This is a genomic window from Frankia canadensis (assembly GCF_900197875.1).
In the GTDB taxonomy this organism is placed as follows: domain Bacteria; phylum Actinomycetota; class Actinomycetes; order Frankiales; family Frankiaceae; genus Frankia; species Frankia canadensis.
The window spans coordinates 20,167-40,117 of record NZ_FZMO01000346.1 but is presented as its reverse complement, the minus strand read 5'-3'; the positions used below and the strand labels follow the sequence as shown (position 1 = coordinate 40,117).

The following is a 19,951-nucleotide window of genomic DNA, read 5'->3' as shown; positions in this document are numbered from 1 at the left end:
CCCCCGGGGTCCCCGCCCGCCCGCCGGCTCACCCGGCGACGATGGCGCGACTCGCGGCTGCTCATCGGCGTGCTGCTCGTGCTCGTCTCGGTGGTCGTGGGCGCGCGGCTGTTCGCGTCGGCGGACTCGACGCGCCAGTGGGTGGTGGCCCGCGGCGACCTGCCGGCCGGTCACGTCATCGTCGATGGCGACCTGAGCACCGTGCTTGCCCGCCTCGACGCGGGCACCGCCGACCGCTACTACCCGGGCGCCCGGCTGCGTGATCTCACCGGGGCGACCCTCGCGCGGCCCGTCAACGCCGGCGAGCTGGTCAGCGGCGCCGACTTCGCCGGGCGCAACACGCAGGCCACCCGGCTGGTGCCCGTCATCGTCAAGGCGGGCCGGCTGCCCGAGCTGGAGCCCGGCGACCACGTGGACGTCTACGTCTTCCAGCCCGGTGGGGCCGCGCAGGATTCCGGCGGCACGACCGGCGCCACCCAGGGCGGCGGTCAGAACCAGCCCGCCCCGGCCGCGGGCGCAGGCGGGGAGTCCCTGGTGCTGCACGACGTCGAGTTCGTCAGCCTGGAGAAGCTCGCCAGCGGGGACCGTTCGCTGACGTTGCGGGTCCCGGTCGACAGCGCGATCCAGGCGGTGGCGGCGTCGCAGAGTGAGCGCGTCGACGTCGTGAAGCTCGAGCGGGACTCCCGTGGTGGTGTCGGCGCGACCGGGCCGACCGCCGTGGCGGGGTACGGCCGGTGAGCCTGCCGATCCTGACCGCGGTGACCGACTCGGACGTCGAGGCCGGCCTGGTGTCGGCCTTCGACCGACGTGATCTCGGTGTCACCGTGGTCCGCCGGTGTGTCGACCTGCCGGACCTGCTGGCGGCGGCGACGACCGGCGCGGCGCGGGCCGCGCTGCTGTCGGCCGACCTGCGCCGCCTCGACCGCGACGCGCTGACCAGGCTCGCGATGGCCGGCATCGCGGTCGTCGGTCTGATCGCCCCGGGCGACGAGGATGCCGATCGCCGGCTGCGTCAGCTCGGCGTCGCGGCGGTTATCCCGGCGGACGCCACCGCGGAGGTCGTCGCCGGCGCGGTGGTCGAGGCGTCCCGGGCCCTGGTATCGAACGCCGTGCCCGCCGCCACCTGGGGCACCGGCGCGTTCACCGGCTCGTACAGCGAGGCGCTGCCCGGGTTCGGCCAGCTCGCCCCGGTCGGTGCCGGCGCCGACCCGATGGGCGTGGCCGAGGCCGGCAGCGGCCGGGTGGTCGCGGTCTGGGGCCCGGCGGGCGCGCCGGGGCGCACCACGCTCGCGCTGTGCCTCGCCGCCGAGATCGCCGCGCTCGGCGCCGCCACGCTGCTGGTGGACGCGGACTCCTACGGTGGCGCGGTCGGCCAGCTCGTCGGCCTGCTGGAGGAGGCGCCGGGCCTGGCCGCCGCGGCGCGGTCCGCCAATCAGGGCCTGCTCGACGTTCCCCGGCTCGCGATGCTCTGCCGTGACCTCGGTGACGGGCTGCGGGTGCTGCCGGGGATCTCCCGGCCCTCCCGCTGGCCGGAGCTGCGGCCGGCCTCCATCGAGACGGTGCTCTCGCTGGCCCGGCGACTGGCGACGTTCGTCGTCGTGGACTGCGGCTTCTGTCTGGAGACGGACGAGGAGCTGTCCTTCGACACTGCGGCGCCGCGGCGCAACGGGGCGACGCTCGCGGTCCTGGAGGCGGCGGACGTGGTGCTCGCCGTCGCCTCGGCCGAGCCGGTGGGGCTGGTTCGGTTTGTCCGAGGCCTTGCGGATCTGCGGGAGGCGGTGCCGGCGGCGGACCCGCTGGTGGTGGTCAACCGGCTGCGGGCATCAGTGGTCGGCGGCGACCCGTCCCGCGAGGTGAGCCGCGCGATCCTGCGCCACACCGGGACGGAGCCGGTCGCGCTGGTGCCCTACGACCTCGCCGGGCTGGACGCCGCCCAGGTCGCCGGCCAGCTACTGCGGGACATCGCACCGACCTCACCGGCCCGGCTGGCCATCCGGGAGCTCGCCGGGCGGCTCGCCGGTCGCCCGGCGGCTCCCCGCCGCCGGGGCGCCTTCCGCCGACAGACCCGCTGATCCCGGCTCCGGGCAGGGGACGGACGGCCGAGGGCCGCGGCGCCCATGCCGGCGGCGTCCGGCCGTGCCGCGCAGCCGCCTACGCCACACTCTCACTCTTCGTGTGTGAGATGCCGAGGCGCGGCAGGTGCAATGGCAACTCACGGTTACGCCTACGGCATAACCGTGACAATTCGTGTCCGTCCTGTGGCGCCCGGGTAGCGGTCACGGTTACAGCGAGCGATTCGTGGGCATCGCTGTGTGGAACGGTCTCGGCTGGGAAGTGAAGGAGATCTTACCAATCGCTTTCCATCGGATGCGATCAGGCCATTGCCGTCATTGATCCGACGCGCTGGGAAGTGGAAGGCCGGGTGGCGGCGCTCGCACACCGCAGAGAGTGACATGTGGTGTGTTTGTGTGTCCGTTCCCTTTCGGCAACGTTACGTTAGTGTGGGCATGCCCAGGAGTGCCTGTCGGATCGTGGCCGCGATCGCGACCCGCGATCTGGACGGCAGGGGGATGCTCGGGCGAGACGGCTGGGGGTGTGTCGGGTGAGCCGGGAGTACGCGAAGGCGGTGGGCGCCCGCCTGCGAGCGATTCGGATACAGCAGGGCCTGTCGCTGCAGGGAGTGGAGCAGAAGTCGCGCGGTCGGTGGAAGACCGCCGCGGTCGGCTCCTACGAGCGCGGTGACCGCATGATCAGTGTGCATCAGCTCTCCGAGCTCGCTGGCTTCTACGGGGTTCCGGTGTCCGCGCTGTTGCCCAGTGAGGATCAGCTGCCGCCGCGGGAGCGCCGTCCGCGCACGGTGCTCAACCTGGAGAAGCTCAGCGAGGCCCCGCCCGACTCGTCCGCGCTGGTGCGCCGCTGGGTGGCGCAGATCCAGCGCCAGCGCGACGACTACGCGGGGCGCGTCCTGTCGATCCGCGACGGCGACGTGCGCGCCCTCGCCCTGCTGCACGACACCACACCGCAGGAGTTCGCCGAGCGGCTGCGGAACTGGGGCGTGCTGGAGACGAGTTTCGCCGAGGAAAGCGAGGAACCGCCGGAGTAGTCCGGTGGCCCGTCCGGGCGCGTCTCGCGCCGCAGGCGACGTACGGTCAACGCGGACCGTGGACTGCGACTGGCCCATCCCCGGTCGAGTTCGGGCGGCGAGGTCCCGCCTCGGGCTCGACCGGGCCAGGTGCGACCGGGTGGCCCACATGACAGCGGGCGGACCGGGGCGGCAGCTGCCCCCGCGCAGGGGACTGCACCATCCGGTCGTTGTGCCGGGAGGTGGACGATGTCCAGAAGGCGGGCAGTGCGTCGTGGCCTGGTCCTCGGTGCCGGTGGAGTCCTCGGCTCCGCCTGGATGATCGGCGCGCTGCGTGCGATCGAGAGCGAGACCGGCCGCGACCTGGCCAGCAGCGACGTGGTGGTCGGCACGTCCGCCGGCGCCGTGGTGGCGTCGCTGCTGCGCCTCGGTGTCGGTGTCGAGGTGATGGCCAACTCGGAACGCGGGATCTACGAGGCCGGCGACCCCGTCCTCGACTATCGGGATCTCGGTGCCTCCCTGCCGCCCCGGCCGCGCATGCGGATGGGCTCACCGCGGCTGCTCACCGCGAGCGCCCTGCATCCGCGGCACGCGTCGCCGATGGTCACGCTGGCGGCGATCCTGCCGCAGGGCCGGGGCAAGATCTCCGCGGTGGGCGACCTGGTCGCGGCCGCGATGGAGCGCGCGGGCCTGGACCGGTCGGGCTGGCCGGCGCCCGGCGACCTGCGCGTGGTGGCGATGAACTTCGACACCGGACACCGGGTGCTGTTCGGAGCGCCCGACGCGCCGCGGATGTCGCTGCCCGATGCCGTGATGGCCTCCTGCGCGATCCCCGGCTGGTACGCCCCGATCGAGGCGGACGGAGCGCGGTTCGTCGACGGCGGCACCCGTTCGCCGGCGTCGGTCGATCTGGCCGCCGCCGCTGGGCTCGACGAGATCATCGTGGTGGCGCCGGCCTGCTCGTTGGCCTCGGACCGGCCTCGGGGGGCCGTCGCCCGCGTCGAGCGCCAGGTGCGCCGCGCCGCGACGCGTCGGCTGCTGCGCGAGGTCGCCGAGGTCGAGGCGGCCGGCGCCCGGGTCACCGTCCTCTGCCCCGGCCCGGAGGACCTCGAGGTCATGGGCGGGAACCTGATGGATCTGACCCGTCGGGCGGAGGTGTTCGAGACCAGCCTGCGCACCACGGTCACGGCGCTGCGGGCGGGCGCGCGGTCGCGTCCCCGGACCCGGCCGTCGCCGAGCCGGACCGGGCAGCCGGCGAGCGGCGTCGACGCGGGTGGCGCTCGGACCAGGTCCGGAGCCGGGGCTGGCCCTGGGGCGGACGGCGACGCCGGCCCGGCAGGCGCGACGTCCACCGGGCGGACGGGCCGCTCGGTCGGGCTCGACCTGGCCGGTTGAGTCCGCGAGCGAGCGTGCGACCCGGGCCCGTGCCGACCCCACCAGCGGTCGGCACGCGCCCCGGCGGCGCGCCGTGGTCGGAGCCGGACCCTCGTCGAACGCGACCGGCGTGCACTTGGGAGACTGATGCCGTGCGCATCTACCTGCCCTCCACGCTCACCGCCGCGCGATCGGTCTGGGAGTCCGGGCAGGTGCCGGCCGGCACGGGTTTCGCGGTGACCCCCGCGTTGCGGGAGTGGTACGCCCAGTCGGAGTCCGAGGAGGAGCTGGAATACGCGGTGCTGCACGACGCGGCGCGGGCGAGCCTGCGGCTGCTGGACGCGGACCCGGCGGCGCCCCGGCGGCGGCTGGTGTTCGTGGCCGAACTGGCCGACGGTGAGGTGCGGGTGCGCGACGATCTGGGGCGCGGCGTCGTCGAGGTCGACTTCCCGGTGCCGTGGACGAGCGTCGAGGCGATCCACGTCGACGACGGTGACGACGCCGACGTGCTCGCCGCCGTCCACGCGGCGGCCGACCAGATCGTCGAGGCCGATCTCGGTGGCGACGACGCCGCCTTCACGGTGGACAGCGTCGAGGGCTTCGAGCTGCTCTGGTTCGCCCCCCAGGAGCTACCCGACCTGCTCTGACCGTTATGACACGGACCACACCCGTTGACGGTCCCGTGGGTTTTTTCCCCTGGACCGGTGGTGATCCAGTATGGAATGTTGATATCGCACCGCGTCCGCGGTGGCTGTCCGGTTCCGCTCCGGTGGTGTCGGTCGTCGCCCGGCGTGTCCGTCTCCCGATTTCTCCACGCGCGACGGGACGGACGGACAACGGTTGTCCCTCCCCGGGTTACGCCCGATGTTCGCTGTTGCGAATAATGCGTAGGTAGCCGTGAGGCGCCGCCCGGGACTGTGCCCGGACGGTGCCGATGGCTCGTTCTTCCACATCCTTCGTACCGAGATGCCGCCCCCGGACGGACGGGCGGGCGTGGATCTCGAACGGCCCACCGCGGTAAGGAGGCTGGCAGCCCATGCTGTACCTCGCCGGGCAGATCCTGGCATACGTGCTGGTGGCGATGGTCATCGGCGCCGCGCTGGCGTGGGTGTTCCTGATCGCCCCGCTGCGCCGGCAGGTGCGGGAGGCACGAGCGGGCCAGGTGCCTCCCCACGCCGACGACGAACCGGAGCTCGCCCCCCTCCCGGCGCCGCCGGACGAGGGCGAGGGCGAGCCGGCGGCCCGGGACGCCGTTAGGTCCGATCTCGGGGACGGCGCCGGCAGCCGGGTGGGTGCCGGACCCGCCGTCGAGCCCGCCGAGGCGGAGCATGCCGACGTGGAACACCCCGCGGCGGACGCCGGTCGGGTCGTCGCCGCGGTCGAGCCCGACGCGGCGGACGCCGATCGGGACGAGGCCGACGCGGGCGACGCCGATCGGGACGAGGTCGTCGCGGCGGTCGAGGTCGTCGCGGCGGTCGAGGTCGTCGCGGCGGTCGAGGCCGACGCGGGGGACGCCGATCGGGACGAGGTCGTCGCCGCGGCCAGGGCCGATGCTCCCGATCAGGTCGATGCTCCCGATCAGGTCGACGCCGCTGATCGGGTTGGCGCCGCTGATGGGGGCGAGGCCGCCGATCCGGCCGGCTATGCCGGTGCGGACCTGGCCGAGAGCGTGGTCGCCGCCAGCGTTCCGGTCGGCGCGGAGCTGGCCACCACCGGGCCGATCCCGATCCCGGTGCCGGTCCGCGCGCCCGGTGAGCCGGTGGCGGAGCTGGTCTCCCTGCTGCACCGGCAGCGCGACGACTCCGCGCTGGAGAAGGCGGACCTGACGGCCCGTCTCGCCGTCGCCGAGCAGCGCGCCGCCGAGGCCGAGCAGCGGATCTTCGACGCCGAGCGGCACGCCGCGACCGCGAGCGCCCGGGTGGAGGAGATCGAGTCGGCGTTGCGTTCCCGGGTGGAACAGGCGACGGCCCCCCGCCCGAGCCGGGGCGCCCGGGCCGTCCCCTCGATCGACGCGCAGACCGGACCGGATGTCGCGGACCTGGTACGCACGGCGGAGGCGTTGCGCCGTCAGCTCGCCGAGGCGGAGGGGCGGGCGGCCAAGTTCTCCTCCCGGCTGGCGATGTCCCGCACCGAGGCGGAGGACGCCCAGCGTCAGGTCGCCACCATGACCACCCGTCTCGACCGGCACCAGGCCGAGTGGGCCGCCGAGCGGATCAGCCTGCTCAACCGGATCGCGAAGTCCGAGTCGGAGCTGGAGCCGGGCGCCGGTCAGGACACGGCCGCCGACGTCGAGAACAGCGCGGCCGTCGAGTACGCCAAGATCGTTGGCTCCGCCCGGGCCGTGGCCACCGCGCGGGCGGCGGGGATCGCCCGGGCGGCCGCGCCGGCCCGTCCCGGCGACGACGCGGATGTCGTCGGCGCCGAGCCGGCCCCTGGCTCCACTCCCACGCCCGCGCCTGCCTCCGGGTCCGGCTGGGCGCTCGGTGCGGGCGCGGAGCCCGGCACCGGGGGCGTCCGCGCGGGCGGACCCGACGGTGGGGCCGAGCCCGCTGGCGCCGCCGAACCCGGGCATGGGATCGCGGACCGCGGGGACGGCGGGATCGCGGACGCGGGCTTCGGGCGCCACCCGCTCCTGGAGGGCCCCCGGGAGGCGATGGTCGGCGACGTCACCACGAGACTGGCGCGGCCGGCGGTGACCACGAAGGAGCGGCCGCCGGCGGTGGCCGGCGCGTCGTCGAGAGTGGGCGCCGCGCTGGCGGTGGGGGTCCGCGCCGGGGCGACCGGCGAGCAGGCGGCGGGCGGCCGGGTCGTCATGGAGCCGTCGCCTCGCTGGAACGGACTGCTGGACGCCGGTACCACCGCCGGGGACAACCTGAAGGAGATCGTCGGTGTCGGCCCGGTGATCGAGGCGCGGCTGCGGTCGCTGGGCATCACGACCTTCGGGCAGCTCGCCGAGATGGGTGACACGGACGTGGCCCGGCTGGCCCGCATGCTCGACGGTTTCGGGGACCGCATCCTCTCCGACGACTGGGTCGGCCAGGCCCAGGACCTGCAGGCCCGCCACTACGGCGGGGTGTACTAGTCGGTCGTGACGCGCGGGCGGCGGCGCGGTCCGGTCCGGTGCCCGCGGGCAGTCGCCGACCACGCGTGCGGGAGGCGCACGCTCAGAGCCCGGAGATCAGACCCTCGATCTCGGCTTCGAGGATCCTGCGGTCGGTGACGTCGCAGTAGAGCCACAGGTGGCCCCGATATCCGTCGGCGGAGGTCAGCGCGATGTGGCTGCGCTCGAGCACCCGGCCGTCGGCGAACATCACCGCCTCGCGGCGCAGCGTCCGCCGCCGCCGCAGCAGCGTGTCCAGCCGGGCGGCGAACCCGGACGGGTCGTCGACCAGGCCCGCGCGGGGACGCAGGTGCCGGCGACAGTCGGTACCGACCAGGTCGACCGGTGACTCCGCCAGGTCGAACAGATCGCAGTACAGCTGGTTGACGGCGACGACGGCACCGTCCCGGTCGGCTATGAGCACCGCGGTCGTCAGCTCGGCGAGCAGCGTCGTCAGCCAGCGTTCCCGATCACGACAGGCCTCCTCGATCCGGCGCATCTCGGCCAACATGCAGCCACAGTCCCCGTCATCGTGGGGCCGGAGGAGCTCGGTGGGTACCGTCGGGCGCACGTCGGCCTCCTCATTCCGGTGCAGCACGACGGCGGCGCGCCACTCCGCGCCCGGGGGCAGCGCCCCGCGGGGATAGGACGGCGCACGCTCCTCCGCGGCGTTCGCCCCGCCCGCGCGGCCGGGAGTCGGCTCACCGGGGACGGGGCGGCGCGGCCGGGGAACCGTCCAGCGTGGCTCGCCGGCCGAGGAGCCGCCCTGGTCGGGCGATCGTGCCGGTGGCCCGGACGGGGGCTCTCTTGTCGTGTCGCGTCGGCCGGTGCCGGAAGGGTGGGCGGAGCCCGGCGGCGGGACCCGTCCTGACCCGGACGGATGGCGGCGATGCGCCGGGCGGTCGCCGGTCTGACGCGGGCCGTCCACCTGATGATCAGGCTGGTCGTCGTCGTCGGCGGCGCCGGACGCGCCGAGGGCCTGGGCGGCCTCGTCGAACGGGTCGTGGCCGCTGAGCCCGTCGAAGATGCCGTACCGGTCCGGGCCGCTGGGCAGGATGCCGTCCGCCCGGCCCGCCCACGGTCCGGGTGCCTGCGGTCCGGGTGCCTGCGGTCCGAGCGCGTCCCGGCCGAGGATCTCCTGGCCGAACAGCTCCGAGCCGAACATGTCCGGGCGGAATATGTCCGGGCGGAACAGATCCTGGCTGAACGCATCCTCGCTGAACGCATCCTCGGTGAAGGCATCCTCGGTGAAGGCATCCTCGGTGAAGGCGATCCGGCCGAGGACATCGTGCTCGAGCGGGTCGTCGCCGAGACGGTCGTCGCCGAGCAGATCGGTGTCGAGGAGGTCGCCGGCGAGCCTGTCGCCCTCGGGCACGGGAGGCGAGGCCGGGGTGAGGGTACCGACGATGCGTCGACGACCGTCGCCGGCGGACGTCTCCACCGCCTGCATGATCGCGGGCGGGGCCGGCCGGCCGGGCGCGATGAGCCGGATCCGGAGTGAGAAGCCGTCGCCGTGTGTGATCAGGCGTCGCCAGTGGTCGCTGACGGTGGCGAGGTCGTCAGGGTGGACGATCTGCTCCAGCCCGTGGCCGACGGCCTCGTCGCGGGGGAGTCCGGTCAGTTCGGACCACGGCTGGTTCACAAAGAGATGCCGGCCGACCGCATCGGTCGCGAATATCGCCACCGGGCAGTTCTCGACAATTCGCCAGAACATTTTCCAGGCGGTCGTGTCGAACATGTCTGACGGTTGCGAATCCCGATTTCCGCTCATCGGGCCGCCCCTTTCGGGCCGCGCGGTCCACATCCCCGCCGGGCCCCGGGCAGCGCCGCCGGAGCGGACGGACAGGCTACTCGCGGGCAGCGGGCGAGCCCAGCTATCGATGGCTGACCGGACACGGAAGAGACCCCCGAGGCAGGTGTCGGCCGCTCACCGGGTGGGATCGGCGGGGTGGGGGGAGGCACCACCGGTCGACCTGGCAGGCGGTTGTGGCAAGACGGTCGCGCGGGTTAGGGACCGCAGCGAGGTTATCGCCTCGACGACGATTCGAGGCCGAAATCGCGCGGGCGTTTCCAGGGCGGTCGGTACACGGCTGGTCGCGACCGGCATGTGCGCCCCGTGATGCCCCTGTCTCGCTCCGCACGCGGGACGATAGTTGCGGAGAGTGACGCATCGGGTGGTCAAGGTGGGACGCTGTGCACACCGTGACCTGGCTGTGTCCTACCCGGCCCGACGGGCGATGGGAGGTTGTGCGAACGTTGTTGCGTCCGCCCCGATCGTCGGGGCTTGATTTGGAGTGACCTTCTTTCTACGCTTCGTAGCAATTATCCGGGCGAAGGAAGAAGCGGAGCCGGAGGAGCAGCGGTTTCGTGGCGGTGGCACGCGGCGGGTGGATGGACGCCACATCGTTCGTCGAGGACGAGGTCCGAGAGCTCGTCCGGCGGCGTTCCCTCGATCCCGTGCGCGATCCCGCGCAGGTGCGCCAGCTTGTTCTCGAGGTGCTCGCGGACTACGAGGAACGTGTTCTCGTCAGCGACCTTCCGCCCGTGGTGGACCGGGATGTCACGGCCCGCCTGGTCTACGACGCGGTCGCGGGGTTCGGCCCGTTGCAGCGCCATCTCGACGACCCGTCCATCGAGGAGATCTGGATCAATGAGCCGGGCCGGGTATTCGTCGCCCGCGCCGGCCGCAGCGAACTCACGACGACGATTCTGACCGCCGACCAGGTGCAGGATCTGGTCGAGCGGATGCTCAAATCGTCCGGCCGCCGGGTCGACCTGTCGACGCCGTTCGTCGACGCGATGCTCCCCGACGGCTCCCGGCTGCACGTGGTCATCCCGGACGTCACCCGGGTGCACTGGTCGATCAACATCCGCAAGTTCGTGCTGAGCGCGGGCAGCCTTGACGAGCTCATCGGGCTCGGCACGATCACCGCCGCCGCCGCCGCGTTCCTCGAGGCCGCGGTGGTGGCCGGTCTGAACGTCATCGTCGCCGGCGGCACCCAGGCGGGCAAGACGACGCTGCTCAACTGCCTCGGCTCGGCGATCCCGGCGCGCGAGCGGGTGATCTCCTGCGAGGAGGTCTTCGAGCTCAAGCTGCGCGCCCCCGACTGGGTCGCGATGCAGACCCGCCAGGCCAACCTGGAGGGCAGCGGCGAGATCCGGCTGCGCCGGCTGGTCAAGGAGGCGCTGCGGATGCGCCCGGACCGCCTGCTCGTCGGCGAGGTGCGTCAGGAGGAGGCGCTCGACCTGCTCATCGCCCTGAACTCCGGCCTGCCCGGGATGTGCAGCCTGCACGCCAACTCGGCCCGCGAGGCCGTGACCAAGCTGTGCACGCTGCCGCTGCTCGCCGGTGAGAACGTCAGCCACGCGTTCGTCGTGCCGACCGTCGCCGCCAGCGTCGACCTCGTCGTCCACCTCGCCAAGGACGTCTCCGGCCGGCGCCGGGTCACCGAGATCGTCGCCCTGCCCGGCCGGGCCGAGGGCGACATCGTCGAGATCGCCCAGATCTACCGCACCCGGGCGGAGGGCCTGGTGCGCGCGGACGGCTATCCGCCGCACGCCGACCGCTTCGCCCGCGCCGGCTACGACCTGCCCACCCTGTTGGCCCAGGGCGACCACGACCATCCCCACGGGCAGGCACACCGGCGGCCCGCCGGCGGCTGGCCCGAGATCGCGGTGGAGCACTGATGGGAATCTTCCTCGGCCTGCTGTTCGGGCTCGGCCTGTTCCTCATCGTCACCAGCGGCCGTCCCCGCGCCTCGGCCGGCCCGACCGTCATGCGCTGGGAGACGGCCACCGCCGAGCTGCTCGCCCAGGCTGGCATCCGCGGCCTGAACCCGCGGCAGTTCGTCGCGATCAGCGCCGCGCTCGGCGTCCTGGTCGGGCTCGTCGTGCTCGCGCTGACCGGAACGATCTCCCTGGCCGGTGCCTTCGCGCTGTTCGCGGCCCTGCTGCCGCGGACACTGATCGTCCGCCGCCGGCACGCCCGCATGCACGACCTGCGGGAGCTGTGGCCCGACGTCGTGGACAACCTCGCCAGCGCCGTGCGGGCCGGCATGTCGCTGCCCGAGGGCCTCGCCGCGGTCGGGGTGCGCGGGCCGGTGCAGCTGCGCCCCGCCTTCACCCGCTTCGGTGAGGACTACAGCGCCACCGGGTCGTTCTCGACCTGCCTGGACCGCCTCGCCGACGAGCTCGCCGACCCGGTCGCCGACCGCATCATCGAGTCGCTGCGGATGGCCCGCGAGGTCGGCGGCACCGACCTCGGCCGGCTGCTGCGCACCCTGTCGACCTTCCTGCGCGAGGACGCCCGCACCCGCGCGGAGCTGGAGACCCGGCAGGGCTGGACGGTCAACGCCGCCCGCCTGGCGCTGGCGGCTCCCTGGATCGTGCTGCTGCTGCTCGCCACCCGCGGCCAGAACGTGCGGGCCTACGACAGCCCGACCGGCGTGCTGGTGCTGGCGATCGGCGGTGGCGTGTCGGCGCTGGCCTACGTCCTGATGCGGCGGATCGGCCGGCTGCCGGAGGAAGGCCGGGTGCTGCGCGGCGGTACCGCGGCCGCGGTACCGGACGCAGAGCCGGTCGCGGCGACCGTCGGCGGCGCTCCCCCCGCGGACCCGCCCGGCGCCCGGCCGAGGCTCGGCCCCGGCGGCGGACCCCGGATGCCCGGTGGTGGTTTCGGCGGCGGCCCCGGCAGCGACACCGGGGGCTGGGCGGGCGGACCCGGCGGACTTGGTGGATTCGGCGGGTCCGGCGGATTCGGCGATCCGGATGATGACGATCCCGGCTTCGGGGGAGCGGGGGTGCGGTCGTGACCATGGTCGCCGCCGGGGCGCTGCTCGGTCTGCTGGTGGGGATCGGGCTGGTCGTCATCGTCTACCGGTCGCCGCGGGCCCGGCGCATCCAGCTCGCCGACCGCGTCGATCCCTACCTGCGGGACACGCCGCGTCCGTCGCGGCTGCTCGCCGACCGACCGCGCAGCAGCGCCCGGCCAGGCTTCGCCGCCGTCGAGGCGCTCCTGCGGCCGCTGCTGGCGGATGTCGCCGCGCGGCTGGACCGGTTCCTCGGCGGCCGGGCGGCCCTGCAGCGCCGTCTCACCCAGGCGGGCGGGCGCACCAGCATCGACGAGTTCCGCGTCCAGCAGGTCATCGCCGCGGTGTGCGGCGCGCTGCTCGGCGCGTTCCTGCTGGCCCTGCGCGCGCTGCTCGGCATCGGGCCGCCCGCGCTCGTCAGCGTGGCGCTCATCGTCGCCGGTGCCGCCGGCGGTGTCGTCGCCCGCGACTACTGGCTCACCCGGGCCATCGCCGAGCGCGAGGACCAGATGCTGCTGGAGTTCCCCACGATCGCCGAGCTGTTGGCGCTGGCGGTGACGGCCGGCGAGTCGGCCATCGGCGCCCTGGAGCGGGTCGGCCGGCTCACCCATGGCGAGCTGGGCCGCGAGCTGCGCCTGGCGCTCGCCGACGCCCGCGCCGGTGCCACGCTCGTGCAGGCGCTGGAGGGCATCGCCGCGCGCACGGCCCTCGCGCCGCTGACCCGGTTCGTCGACGGCATGGCCGTCGCGATCGAGCGCGGCACCCCGCTGGCCGACATCCTGCGCGCCCAGGCGATGGACGTCCGCGAGGCCGGCAAGCGGCAGCTGCTGGAGGCCGGTGGCCGCAAGGAGATCGCGATGATGATCCCGGTCGTGTTCCTGGTGCTGCCGACCACGGTGATCTTCGCGTTCTATCCCGCCCTGGTGAGCTTCACGGTGATCGCCCAGTGAGCGCGCCAGGAACGAGACGCGGTGGTGGGCCACCCGCCCGGGTCTGGCCTGCGGGGCCGGACCCCGCGGTGGGGCGTTCCGACCACCGGTGGCATTCGGCAGCCTTGGAGGAGGGGACATGGGACGACGTATCGGGCAGGCCATGACGGCGAGGTTGCTCGCCTGGCGTGCGGTCGGCGGGGGCGCTTCCCGCGGCGGCCGGGACCGCGACCGGGGTGACGTCCCCGGCTGGGTGATGATCACCGTGATGACGGCGGCGCTGGTGGTGGCGATCGCGACCCTGGCGACGCCGGCGTTGCAGAACCTGTTCAACTCGGCGATCAACTCGGTGTCCGGCGTCGGCGGTGGCGGCGGCAAGTGAGCCGGCGGCCGTAACGGCCGCCGACGATCCCGCCGGCGTCGGTGCCAGGGCCGAGGCCGGGGCCACATCCAATGCCGGTGTCGAGCCCGATGCCGGTGCCGGTGCCGGTGCCGATGTCAATGTTGATGTCGGCGTCAGGGCCGACCTGGGCGCCTCGGCCGACGTCGGCGCGGACGTCGAGGTGGAGGGTGAACCAGCTGACGCGGGATCAGCCGTCGTCGAGTTCATCCTGGTCGGGACGCTGCTGCTGTTCCTGTTCCTTGGCATCCTGCAGGTCGGGCTGCTCCTCTATGTCCGCAACACGCTCGCGGCCGACGCGGCGGAGGGCGCCCGGCACGCCGCCAACCTCGGCGTCCCGGCCGGCGACGGCGGCCCCTACGCCCAGGCGCTCATCGCCCGGACGATCCCCGGCCGCTCGGACACCACCTGCACCGGGACCGACGTCGACGGACCCGACAACACCCCGCTCGTCCAGGTGACCTGCCGGGTCGTCGTGCCCCTGGTGCTCGTCCCGCTCGGCGACGGCGTCACCCTCACCGTCACCGGCCATGCCGTCAAGGAGCAGCCGTGACAGCGACGTCACGAGCACGGCGGGGATGGCGCTCGGCCGCGGCCGCCTGGTCGGCGATGGTCTGGGGCCGCGATCCCGGCCCGGGCCGGACGGCTGGTGCGGGACCGGGAGCGGGGCCGATGGCAGGCTTGGGGGCCGCTCGCGGGCCGGGCCGCGACGAGGGCTCGGCGATGATCGAATTCGTCGGACTGTCGATCGTGCTGCTCATCCCGTTCGTGTACCTGTTCCTGAGTGTGTTCGCGGTGCAGAAGTCCGCGTTCGGCGTGACGCAGGCGGCCCGTGAGGCCGGCCGCGCGTTCGCCACCGCCGACAGCGAGACGCAGGGCGCCGACCGCGCCCGACTGGCCGCCGAGCTGGCCCTGCGCGACCAGGGCGTCTCCGGTGAGCCGCAGATCCACTTCGCCCCCGCGGGCGCCGACTGCGGCGCCGGCAACCCCGGCGACGGCGCCGAGACCCTCGAACCGGGCGCGTCCTTCGTGATCTGCGTCCGCACCGTCGTCGCCCTGCCCGGCACCGGCGCCCTGTTCGCCGGCATCACCGACGTCACCGTCAACGGCCAGTTCACCGTCGTCATCGACCAGTTCCGCGCCAACCGCCAGAACCCCGAGCCCTAGCAAGGGGCTCCTGCGTCTCCGCATTGCGATCGCCGCGTTCGGCCGGCGGAGGCGGGAATCCGGGGTTCCGGCGGCGTGATGCCGGCGGCGCGGAGGGCGGGGCCGACTTCCGCACGCGACTCGTCCGCCCGGATTGGGCTGCACTTCGAGTCGTTCGCCTGCCGAGCCCGTGAATGCGATTTTCGCGACAGATTCGTGGCCGGTGGAAGCGATGGTCCTGTTACGCTTCATTCGTGGGCCGGAGCGGGCCTGAGGCGGTTCCCGTCCGGTCGTCGGCTATGACAAACGGGGGTTGTCAATGCTGCGCCGTCAGTTCTCCATGCTTGCTGTCATCTCCATGGCGTGCGTCGCATCCTTATCGGGATGCGGAGGCGGAAAATCGTCGCCGTCGCCGGTGACTCCGACGGTCGCGGCGATCAGGCCGAAACCGACCCCGGTGGCCTCCTGCCCACCGCTGCCGGCATCGCGTCCGGCGCCCGCCGCTGTGCCGGTGACGGTGGCCGGTCTGTCCGTAGACGGCCTGCAGCCGGACGCCGAACGAGTCGTGACGACGTACGGCGGCCGACGGCACACCCTGACGGGAAAGGTCGTGGGATCGATCCCCGCGGGGGTGCAGCTGTGGGTCATGACGAGTCCGCCGCATCTGCAGAACAGGTACCTGCAGGGGCGGATCGTCCCCGGGCGGGACGGTGCCTGGAGCGTCACGGTGAACGTCGGGCGTACGGACGACCAGCCGCAGAAGTTCCCCGACCCGGTCACCATCTTCGCAGTGTCGGATCCGGTGGGCTCCTATCTTCTGCGCTGCGGCGGAACGGTGGATCAGAATCCTGTGATCCCGCCGGGTCTTCCCTTCACGAAGCTCGGCATGGTCACGATTAGGAAGCTGACTCGCTGACGAGATCCTTCAGCTGTGGGGCGGTGCCGTCGGACGGCCCGAGGAGGGTTCGTGGCGCGAGTCTTTGTCAGTTACACCGAGAAAGCGGATGGCGGGCGGGCCCGGGAGATACTCGGCTGGCTCAGGGAGGACGGGCACGAGCCGTTTCTCGCCGCCGATCGCGGTCACGGAATGCGCCCAGGTGACGCCTGGCGAGATCGAATCGCTCAGGAACTGCGGGCCGCGGACGCGGTGGTCTTCGTCGTGACCCGGGCGTTCAACGCGTCGATCTGGTGCAACGCCGAGGTGGGCATGGCTGTCCTGCTGGGTTGCCGCCTGCTTCCGCTGCGCGTCGAGGCCGGGGTGTCGAGCCCGCTGCTCGACGAAGTGCACTACATCGAGTGCCACGACGATCCGGTCTCCGCACGGCATGCCCTGGACGGCGAGCTGCGGGCCATGGGAGGTGGCTACACCGGCTGGCGCGGCAGTAACCCCTATCCCGGCCTGCACCCGTTCTCCACCGAACACGCCAGGACCTATTTCGGCCGCGACGTCGAGATCCGCGATGCTCTCCGGCTGCTGCGTGCGCCGACGGGATCGACTCCGTCGCTGCTGGCCATCGCCGGACCCTCCGGCTGCGGCAAGTCCTCGCTTCTGCGCGCCGGACTGGTCCCCGCGCTACACGCGGAATCGGCGTGGGTGCTGACCAGGGCCTGGCAGCCGCTGGACGATCCGCTGGACGGCCTGGCGCACACGCTCGTGGCCGCCGCGCGCCAGCTCGGCGTCGACTGGTCGCTCGCCCGCGTCCGTTCCGAACTCGACGAGCCGGACGATCTGGGGTTGCGCCGGCTGGCCGCGGAACTGTTGCTCACACGCCCCGAGATCTGGCACCGGCACCTCGTCCTCGCGCTTGACCAGGCCGAGGAGTTGTTCACCAGGGCTGCGGCCGAGCGGCGATCGCGCCTGGCGAGGCTGATCGCCGGCGCGCTGGCCGGCCCGGTGCGACTGATGGTGACCATCCGGTCGGAGTTCCTCGACGACCTGCGCGACATGACCGAACTCGCGGATGTCACGATCCACCCGTTCCTGCTTGGTCCCCTCTCGCCCGCGATGCTCCGCCTCGCGATCGAGGAGCCTGCGCGGCTGGCAGGGTTGACCTTCGAGCGGGGACTCGTCTCCACGATGGTCGCGGAGACGGAGACCGGCGAGGCCCTGCCCCTGCTGGCCTTCACCCTGCGCCAGCTGGCCGAGGGGCGGGCTCGGGGCACGACGATCCCGGCCGCCCGCTACCGGGACCTCGGCGGGGTGTCCGGCGCGCTGGTCGGCGGCGCCGAGCTGGCCCTGGCGACCGCCGCGAGCGCCAGCGGGCTCACCGCCCGGCAGATCCTCGTCTGCCTGCTGCGGCTGGTCACCCTGGACGAGTCCGGTCGACGGAGCCGACGCCGGCTGCGTCGCGCGGAGTTCAGTGACAGCGAGCAGAAGGCTCTCGACACCTTTCTCGAACGCAGGCTGCTGACCGGTGACGCGAGCGACGACGGCGACCGCTGGATCACCCCCACACACGAGGCGCTGCTGACGCAGTGGGCGTCACTGGATCTGCTCATCATCGAATGGTCGACGGCGCTGTCCAGAACGCGCGCGATCGAGCGTGCCGCCGCCGAATGGCACGCGGCCGACCGCGCGGAGACGTACCTCTGGGGCCAGCCGCGGGTGGACGCCACGATGGTCGAGGTGCTGGGTCCGGGGACACCCGTGTCGGAACACCCGTCCGAGCCGCCCGCACCACGACTTGATTCGCTCGCGGAGGAGTTCGTCGCCGCCTGCCGCGATCGCGCGCGCCGAACCGCGGAACAGCAGGCCCGGGCCGGCCGCCGTCTTCGGCGCCTGCGGATCAGCTCCGCCGGCGTCCTCGCCGCGACGCTGGTCGCCCTGCTGGTAGCCGCGATCGCGATCGACCAGGAGCGGGCCGCGACCTCGGCGCGGCGCACGGCCGTCGCCCACCACATGGTCACCGAGGCGGATGCCCTGCGCACGCGGGATCCGGAGGGTGCCCTCAGCTTCGCCGTCGCCGCCATGGCACTGAAGGACGATGACGTGGCGCGCGCGTCTCTCATCAACACGCTGACCGCGAGCCGCTACACCGGCGGCCTGAGCGGTATCTACGCCGGCATCGAGGGAGCGTCCGTCCTCGCGCCGTCCGGACGCGTCCTCGCGGCGAGCCGCCACGGAGAGATCTCCCTGCGGCGCCTTGTCGACGGTGCCTCCGGGAAGCCGTCGCCGCTGTGGCGGATCCCGGGAACGGTGTATCTCAACGCGATGGCGTTCAGCTCGGACGACGCCCTGCTCGCGTCGGCCGATCAGCAGGGCACCGTGCGGATGTGGGAGGTCACTGGGTCCGGGCCACCGCGGCCCCTCCTGAGCGGCTCCTGCGGCGGCGGAGCGCCCGCCAACGCCATCGCGGTCAGCTCGCACCCCGGACTTCTTGCGGCGGGTTGTGGCGACGCCACCGTTGTCCTCCTGACGCCCGGCGGGCCTGCGACGGGTGTGCGGCTGGGAACGCGGCAACCGAGTGGCGGTGGCGCGGTCAGGGCCATGGCGATCTCGGCGGACGCGACGGTCCTCGTGTCCGCCGACGGGAGCGGAAGGATCTCCGGCTGGAACGTCGCGGATCCCGCCCACCCGGTGCCGACGGCCTCGCTGGCCAGTCCTGTCGGCGCGGTCAGCGCGCTTGTCCTCGCCGCTGACCGGACGACGGTCGTGCTCGCCGGTGAGCGAGGCACGGCCGTGCTCACCGGCCTCGGAACGAACGGCCGACCACCGTCGGTGCACCTGCTGCCGCGCCCGTTCGGAACGATCCCGAAGGCACTCGCGCTCACTGTCGACGCGCGGACCCTCGCCGTCGGGAACGACGAGGGAACGATCGAGATGTGGGACGTGGCAAAGCCCGATCGGCCACACCTGCTCGCCTCGCTGAGGCCGTCCGCCAGAGCCGTCACGACGATGACCTTCACCTCGAGTGGCGACCGGCTGCTCACCACCGATCCGCTGAGTGGCGTGGTGACCACCTGGCGGGTCGCGGACCCCGGGGAGGTGGTCGAGCGTTCTCCACGGCTCGCGGTCAACACGAACTCGGTCTACGCCCTCGAGTTCGCGCCGGGAAACACGGTGCTTGGCGTCGGTAGCGACGACGAGACGATCGCCGCCTGGGATCTCGGGAACTCCGCGCAACCGCGGATCCTGGGCGGCGGGCGTCAGAGAAGCCCCGGTGGACGGGTGCGATCGATCGCGTTCGCGCCCGGAGGTGGCCTCCTCGCCACCGGCAACGAGAACGGCAGGATCATGCTGTGGGAGCTCAGGCCCCACCAGGCGCCCCGCCTCCTCGGTCGGCCGCCGGAGGTGCATCAGAACTTCGTGGACGACGTGGCGTTCTCGCCCGACGGCACGATCCTCGCGTCGGCCAGCGACGACAACACGGTCCGCCTGTGGGACGTCCGGAATCCGGCGCGGCCCACTCTCCTCGCGGTGCGTACCGAGCCGCACGCCCAGGTACGCGCGGTGGCCTTCTCCGCCACCGGTCACATGCTCTTCGCGGCCAGCAACGACGGGACCATCCTGGAATGGCGGCTCCCCGCCAGCCGGGAGCGCCACCCGGTCCTGATCCGGAAGCTGAGTATCGGCGGGCAGGCCGACGGCGGCTCCGCGGACCTGCTGAACTCGGTCGCGTTCTCTCCGAACGGTGAGTTCGTGGCCGCCGGATATCCGACCGGTGAGGTGGCGGTCTTCGACCTGCGCAGACCCGGGAACCCGCACCGTGTCGTGCTCACCGACCTGGGCGGCTCGATCCAGTCGGTGCGCCTGTCCGGTTCTGCCGGCGGCATCCTCGCGGCCGGGAACGACAAGGGTCTCGTCGCGCTGTGGGATCTCACCGATCCGGCGACGCCGAGGCCGCTGTCCAGCCCGCTTCCCGGCCCGTCGGGCTCGGTGGTCGGACTGGCCTTTTCCCCGGACGGCCGGACGCTCGTGGCCGGTGGTGATCGGGAGGTGGCTCGATTCGACCTCACCGCGCTGCAGAGGCTGCGGGCCGATCCGCTGCCCGTCGCCTGCGCGCGGGGAGCCCACGGACCTGACCAGGGAACCTGGGCCTTCTACGCCAGTGGCATCAACCAGCCGCCCGTGTGCGCGGGGAAACCACACTGACCTGAGTCCGCCTTCACTTC

General features: G+C 73.2%; 14 protein-coding genes and 1 pseudogene. 14 read left to right on the top strand and 1 reads right to left on the bottom strand.

Features of this window, described 5'->3' with window-relative positions; genetic code table 11:
- From C1A33_RS23350 to C1A33_RS35185, 6 genes are all read left to right on the top strand, one after another.
- Positions 1-738, top strand: a 738-nt coding sequence (locus tag C1A33_RS23350; RefSeq protein ID WP_101833500.1) for an SAF domain-containing protein, incomplete at its 5' end; no start/stop codon positions are given.
- Positions 735-2,072: a CpaE/TadZ family protein gene (locus C1A33_RS23345; RefSeq protein ID WP_101833492.1), complete on the top strand. Its 1,338-nt coding sequence runs from the start codon at positions 735-737 to the stop codon at positions 2,070-2,072. The genes C1A33_RS23350 and C1A33_RS23345, both read left to right, overlap by 4 nt.
- A 530-nt stretch (positions 2,073-2,602) precedes the next feature.
- Positions 2,603-3,103, top strand: coding sequence for a transcriptional regulator (locus tag C1A33_RS23340; protein ID WP_101833491.1), 501 nt, complete (start codon positions 2,603-2,605; stop codon positions 3,101-3,103).
- Positions 3,104-3,331: 228 nt separating this feature from the next.
- The gene (locus tag C1A33_RS23335; RefSeq protein WP_101833490.1) at positions 3,332-4,477 is read left to right on the top strand and encodes a patatin-like phospholipase family protein; all 1,146 of its coding nucleotides are present in this window, start codon (positions 3,332-3,334) and stop codon (positions 4,475-4,477) included.
- Between the two features lie 131 nt (positions 4,478-4,608).
- Positions 4,609-5,103 carry a DUF6912 family protein gene (locus C1A33_RS23330; RefSeq protein ID WP_101833489.1) on the top strand — a complete coding sequence of 165 codons (495 nt, stop codon included), beginning with the start codon at positions 4,609-4,611 and terminating at the stop codon, positions 5,101-5,103.
- Positions 5,104-5,492: 389 nt separating this feature from the next.
- Complete coding sequence (locus C1A33_RS35185; RefSeq protein WP_165818554.1) at positions 5,493-7,538, top strand: hypothetical protein; 2,046 nt, start codon at positions 5,493-5,495, stop codon at positions 7,536-7,538.
- An 82-nt stretch (positions 7,539-7,620) separates the two neighbouring features.
- On the opposite strand, the gene C1A33_RS23320 is transcribed toward C1A33_RS35185, so the two are convergent.
- Positions 7,621-9,327 carry a PAS domain-containing protein gene (locus tag C1A33_RS23320; RefSeq protein ID WP_101833488.1) on the bottom strand — a complete coding sequence of 569 codons (1,707 nt, stop codon included), beginning with the start codon at positions 9,325-9,327 and terminating at the stop codon, positions 7,621-7,623.
- 620 nt (positions 9,328-9,947) lie between these two features.
- On the opposite strand from C1A33_RS23320, the gene C1A33_RS23315 reads away from it, so the two are divergent.
- The 8 genes and pseudogenes from C1A33_RS23315 (at position 9,948) to C1A33_RS23280 (ending at position 19,931) form a co-directional block, all read left to right on the top strand.
- Positions 9,948-11,243: a TadA family conjugal transfer-associated ATPase gene (locus tag C1A33_RS23315; protein WP_243407867.1), complete on the top strand. Its 1,296-nt coding sequence runs from the start codon at positions 9,948-9,950 to the stop codon at positions 11,241-11,243.
- A pseudogene (locus tag C1A33_RS23310) lies at positions 11,243-12,097 on the top strand (type II secretion system F family protein); the annotation flags it as partial. The gene C1A33_RS23315 and the pseudogene C1A33_RS23310, both read left to right, overlap by 1 nt.
- Positions 12,098-12,363: 266 nt before the next feature.
- Positions 12,364-13,314 (top strand): type II secretion system F family protein, encoded by a 951-nt coding sequence (locus C1A33_RS23305; protein ID WP_101833485.1) that lies wholly within the window; start codon positions 12,364-12,366, stop codon positions 13,312-13,314.
- Positions 13,315-13,432: 118 nt separating this feature from the next.
- The gene (locus C1A33_RS23300; protein WP_101833484.1) at positions 13,433-13,675 is read left to right on the top strand and encodes a hypothetical protein; all 243 of its coding nucleotides are present in this window, start codon (positions 13,433-13,435) and stop codon (positions 13,673-13,675) included.
- Between the two features lie 145 nt (positions 13,676-13,820).
- Positions 13,821-14,246, top strand: a complete 426-nt coding sequence (locus C1A33_RS23295; protein WP_243407869.1) for a TadE/TadG family type IV pilus assembly protein — start codon at positions 13,821-13,823, stop codon at positions 14,244-14,246.
- 170 nt (positions 14,247-14,416) lie between these two features.
- Positions 14,417-14,860, top strand: a complete 444-nt coding sequence (locus tag C1A33_RS23290; protein WP_101833483.1) for a hypothetical protein — start codon at positions 14,417-14,419, stop codon at positions 14,858-14,860.
- A 490-nt stretch (positions 14,861-15,350) separates the two neighbouring features.
- Entirely contained in the window at positions 15,351-15,755 is a 405-nt protein-coding gene (locus C1A33_RS23285) for a hypothetical protein (RefSeq protein ID WP_133150799.1), read from the top strand.
- Positions 15,756-15,806: 51 nt separating this feature from the next.
- Positions 15,807-19,931, top strand: coding sequence for an nSTAND1 domain-containing NTPase (locus C1A33_RS23280; protein WP_165818553.1), 4,125 nt, complete (start codon positions 15,807-15,809; stop codon positions 19,929-19,931).
- The last annotated feature ends 20 nt before the right edge of the window (positions 19,932-19,951 follow it).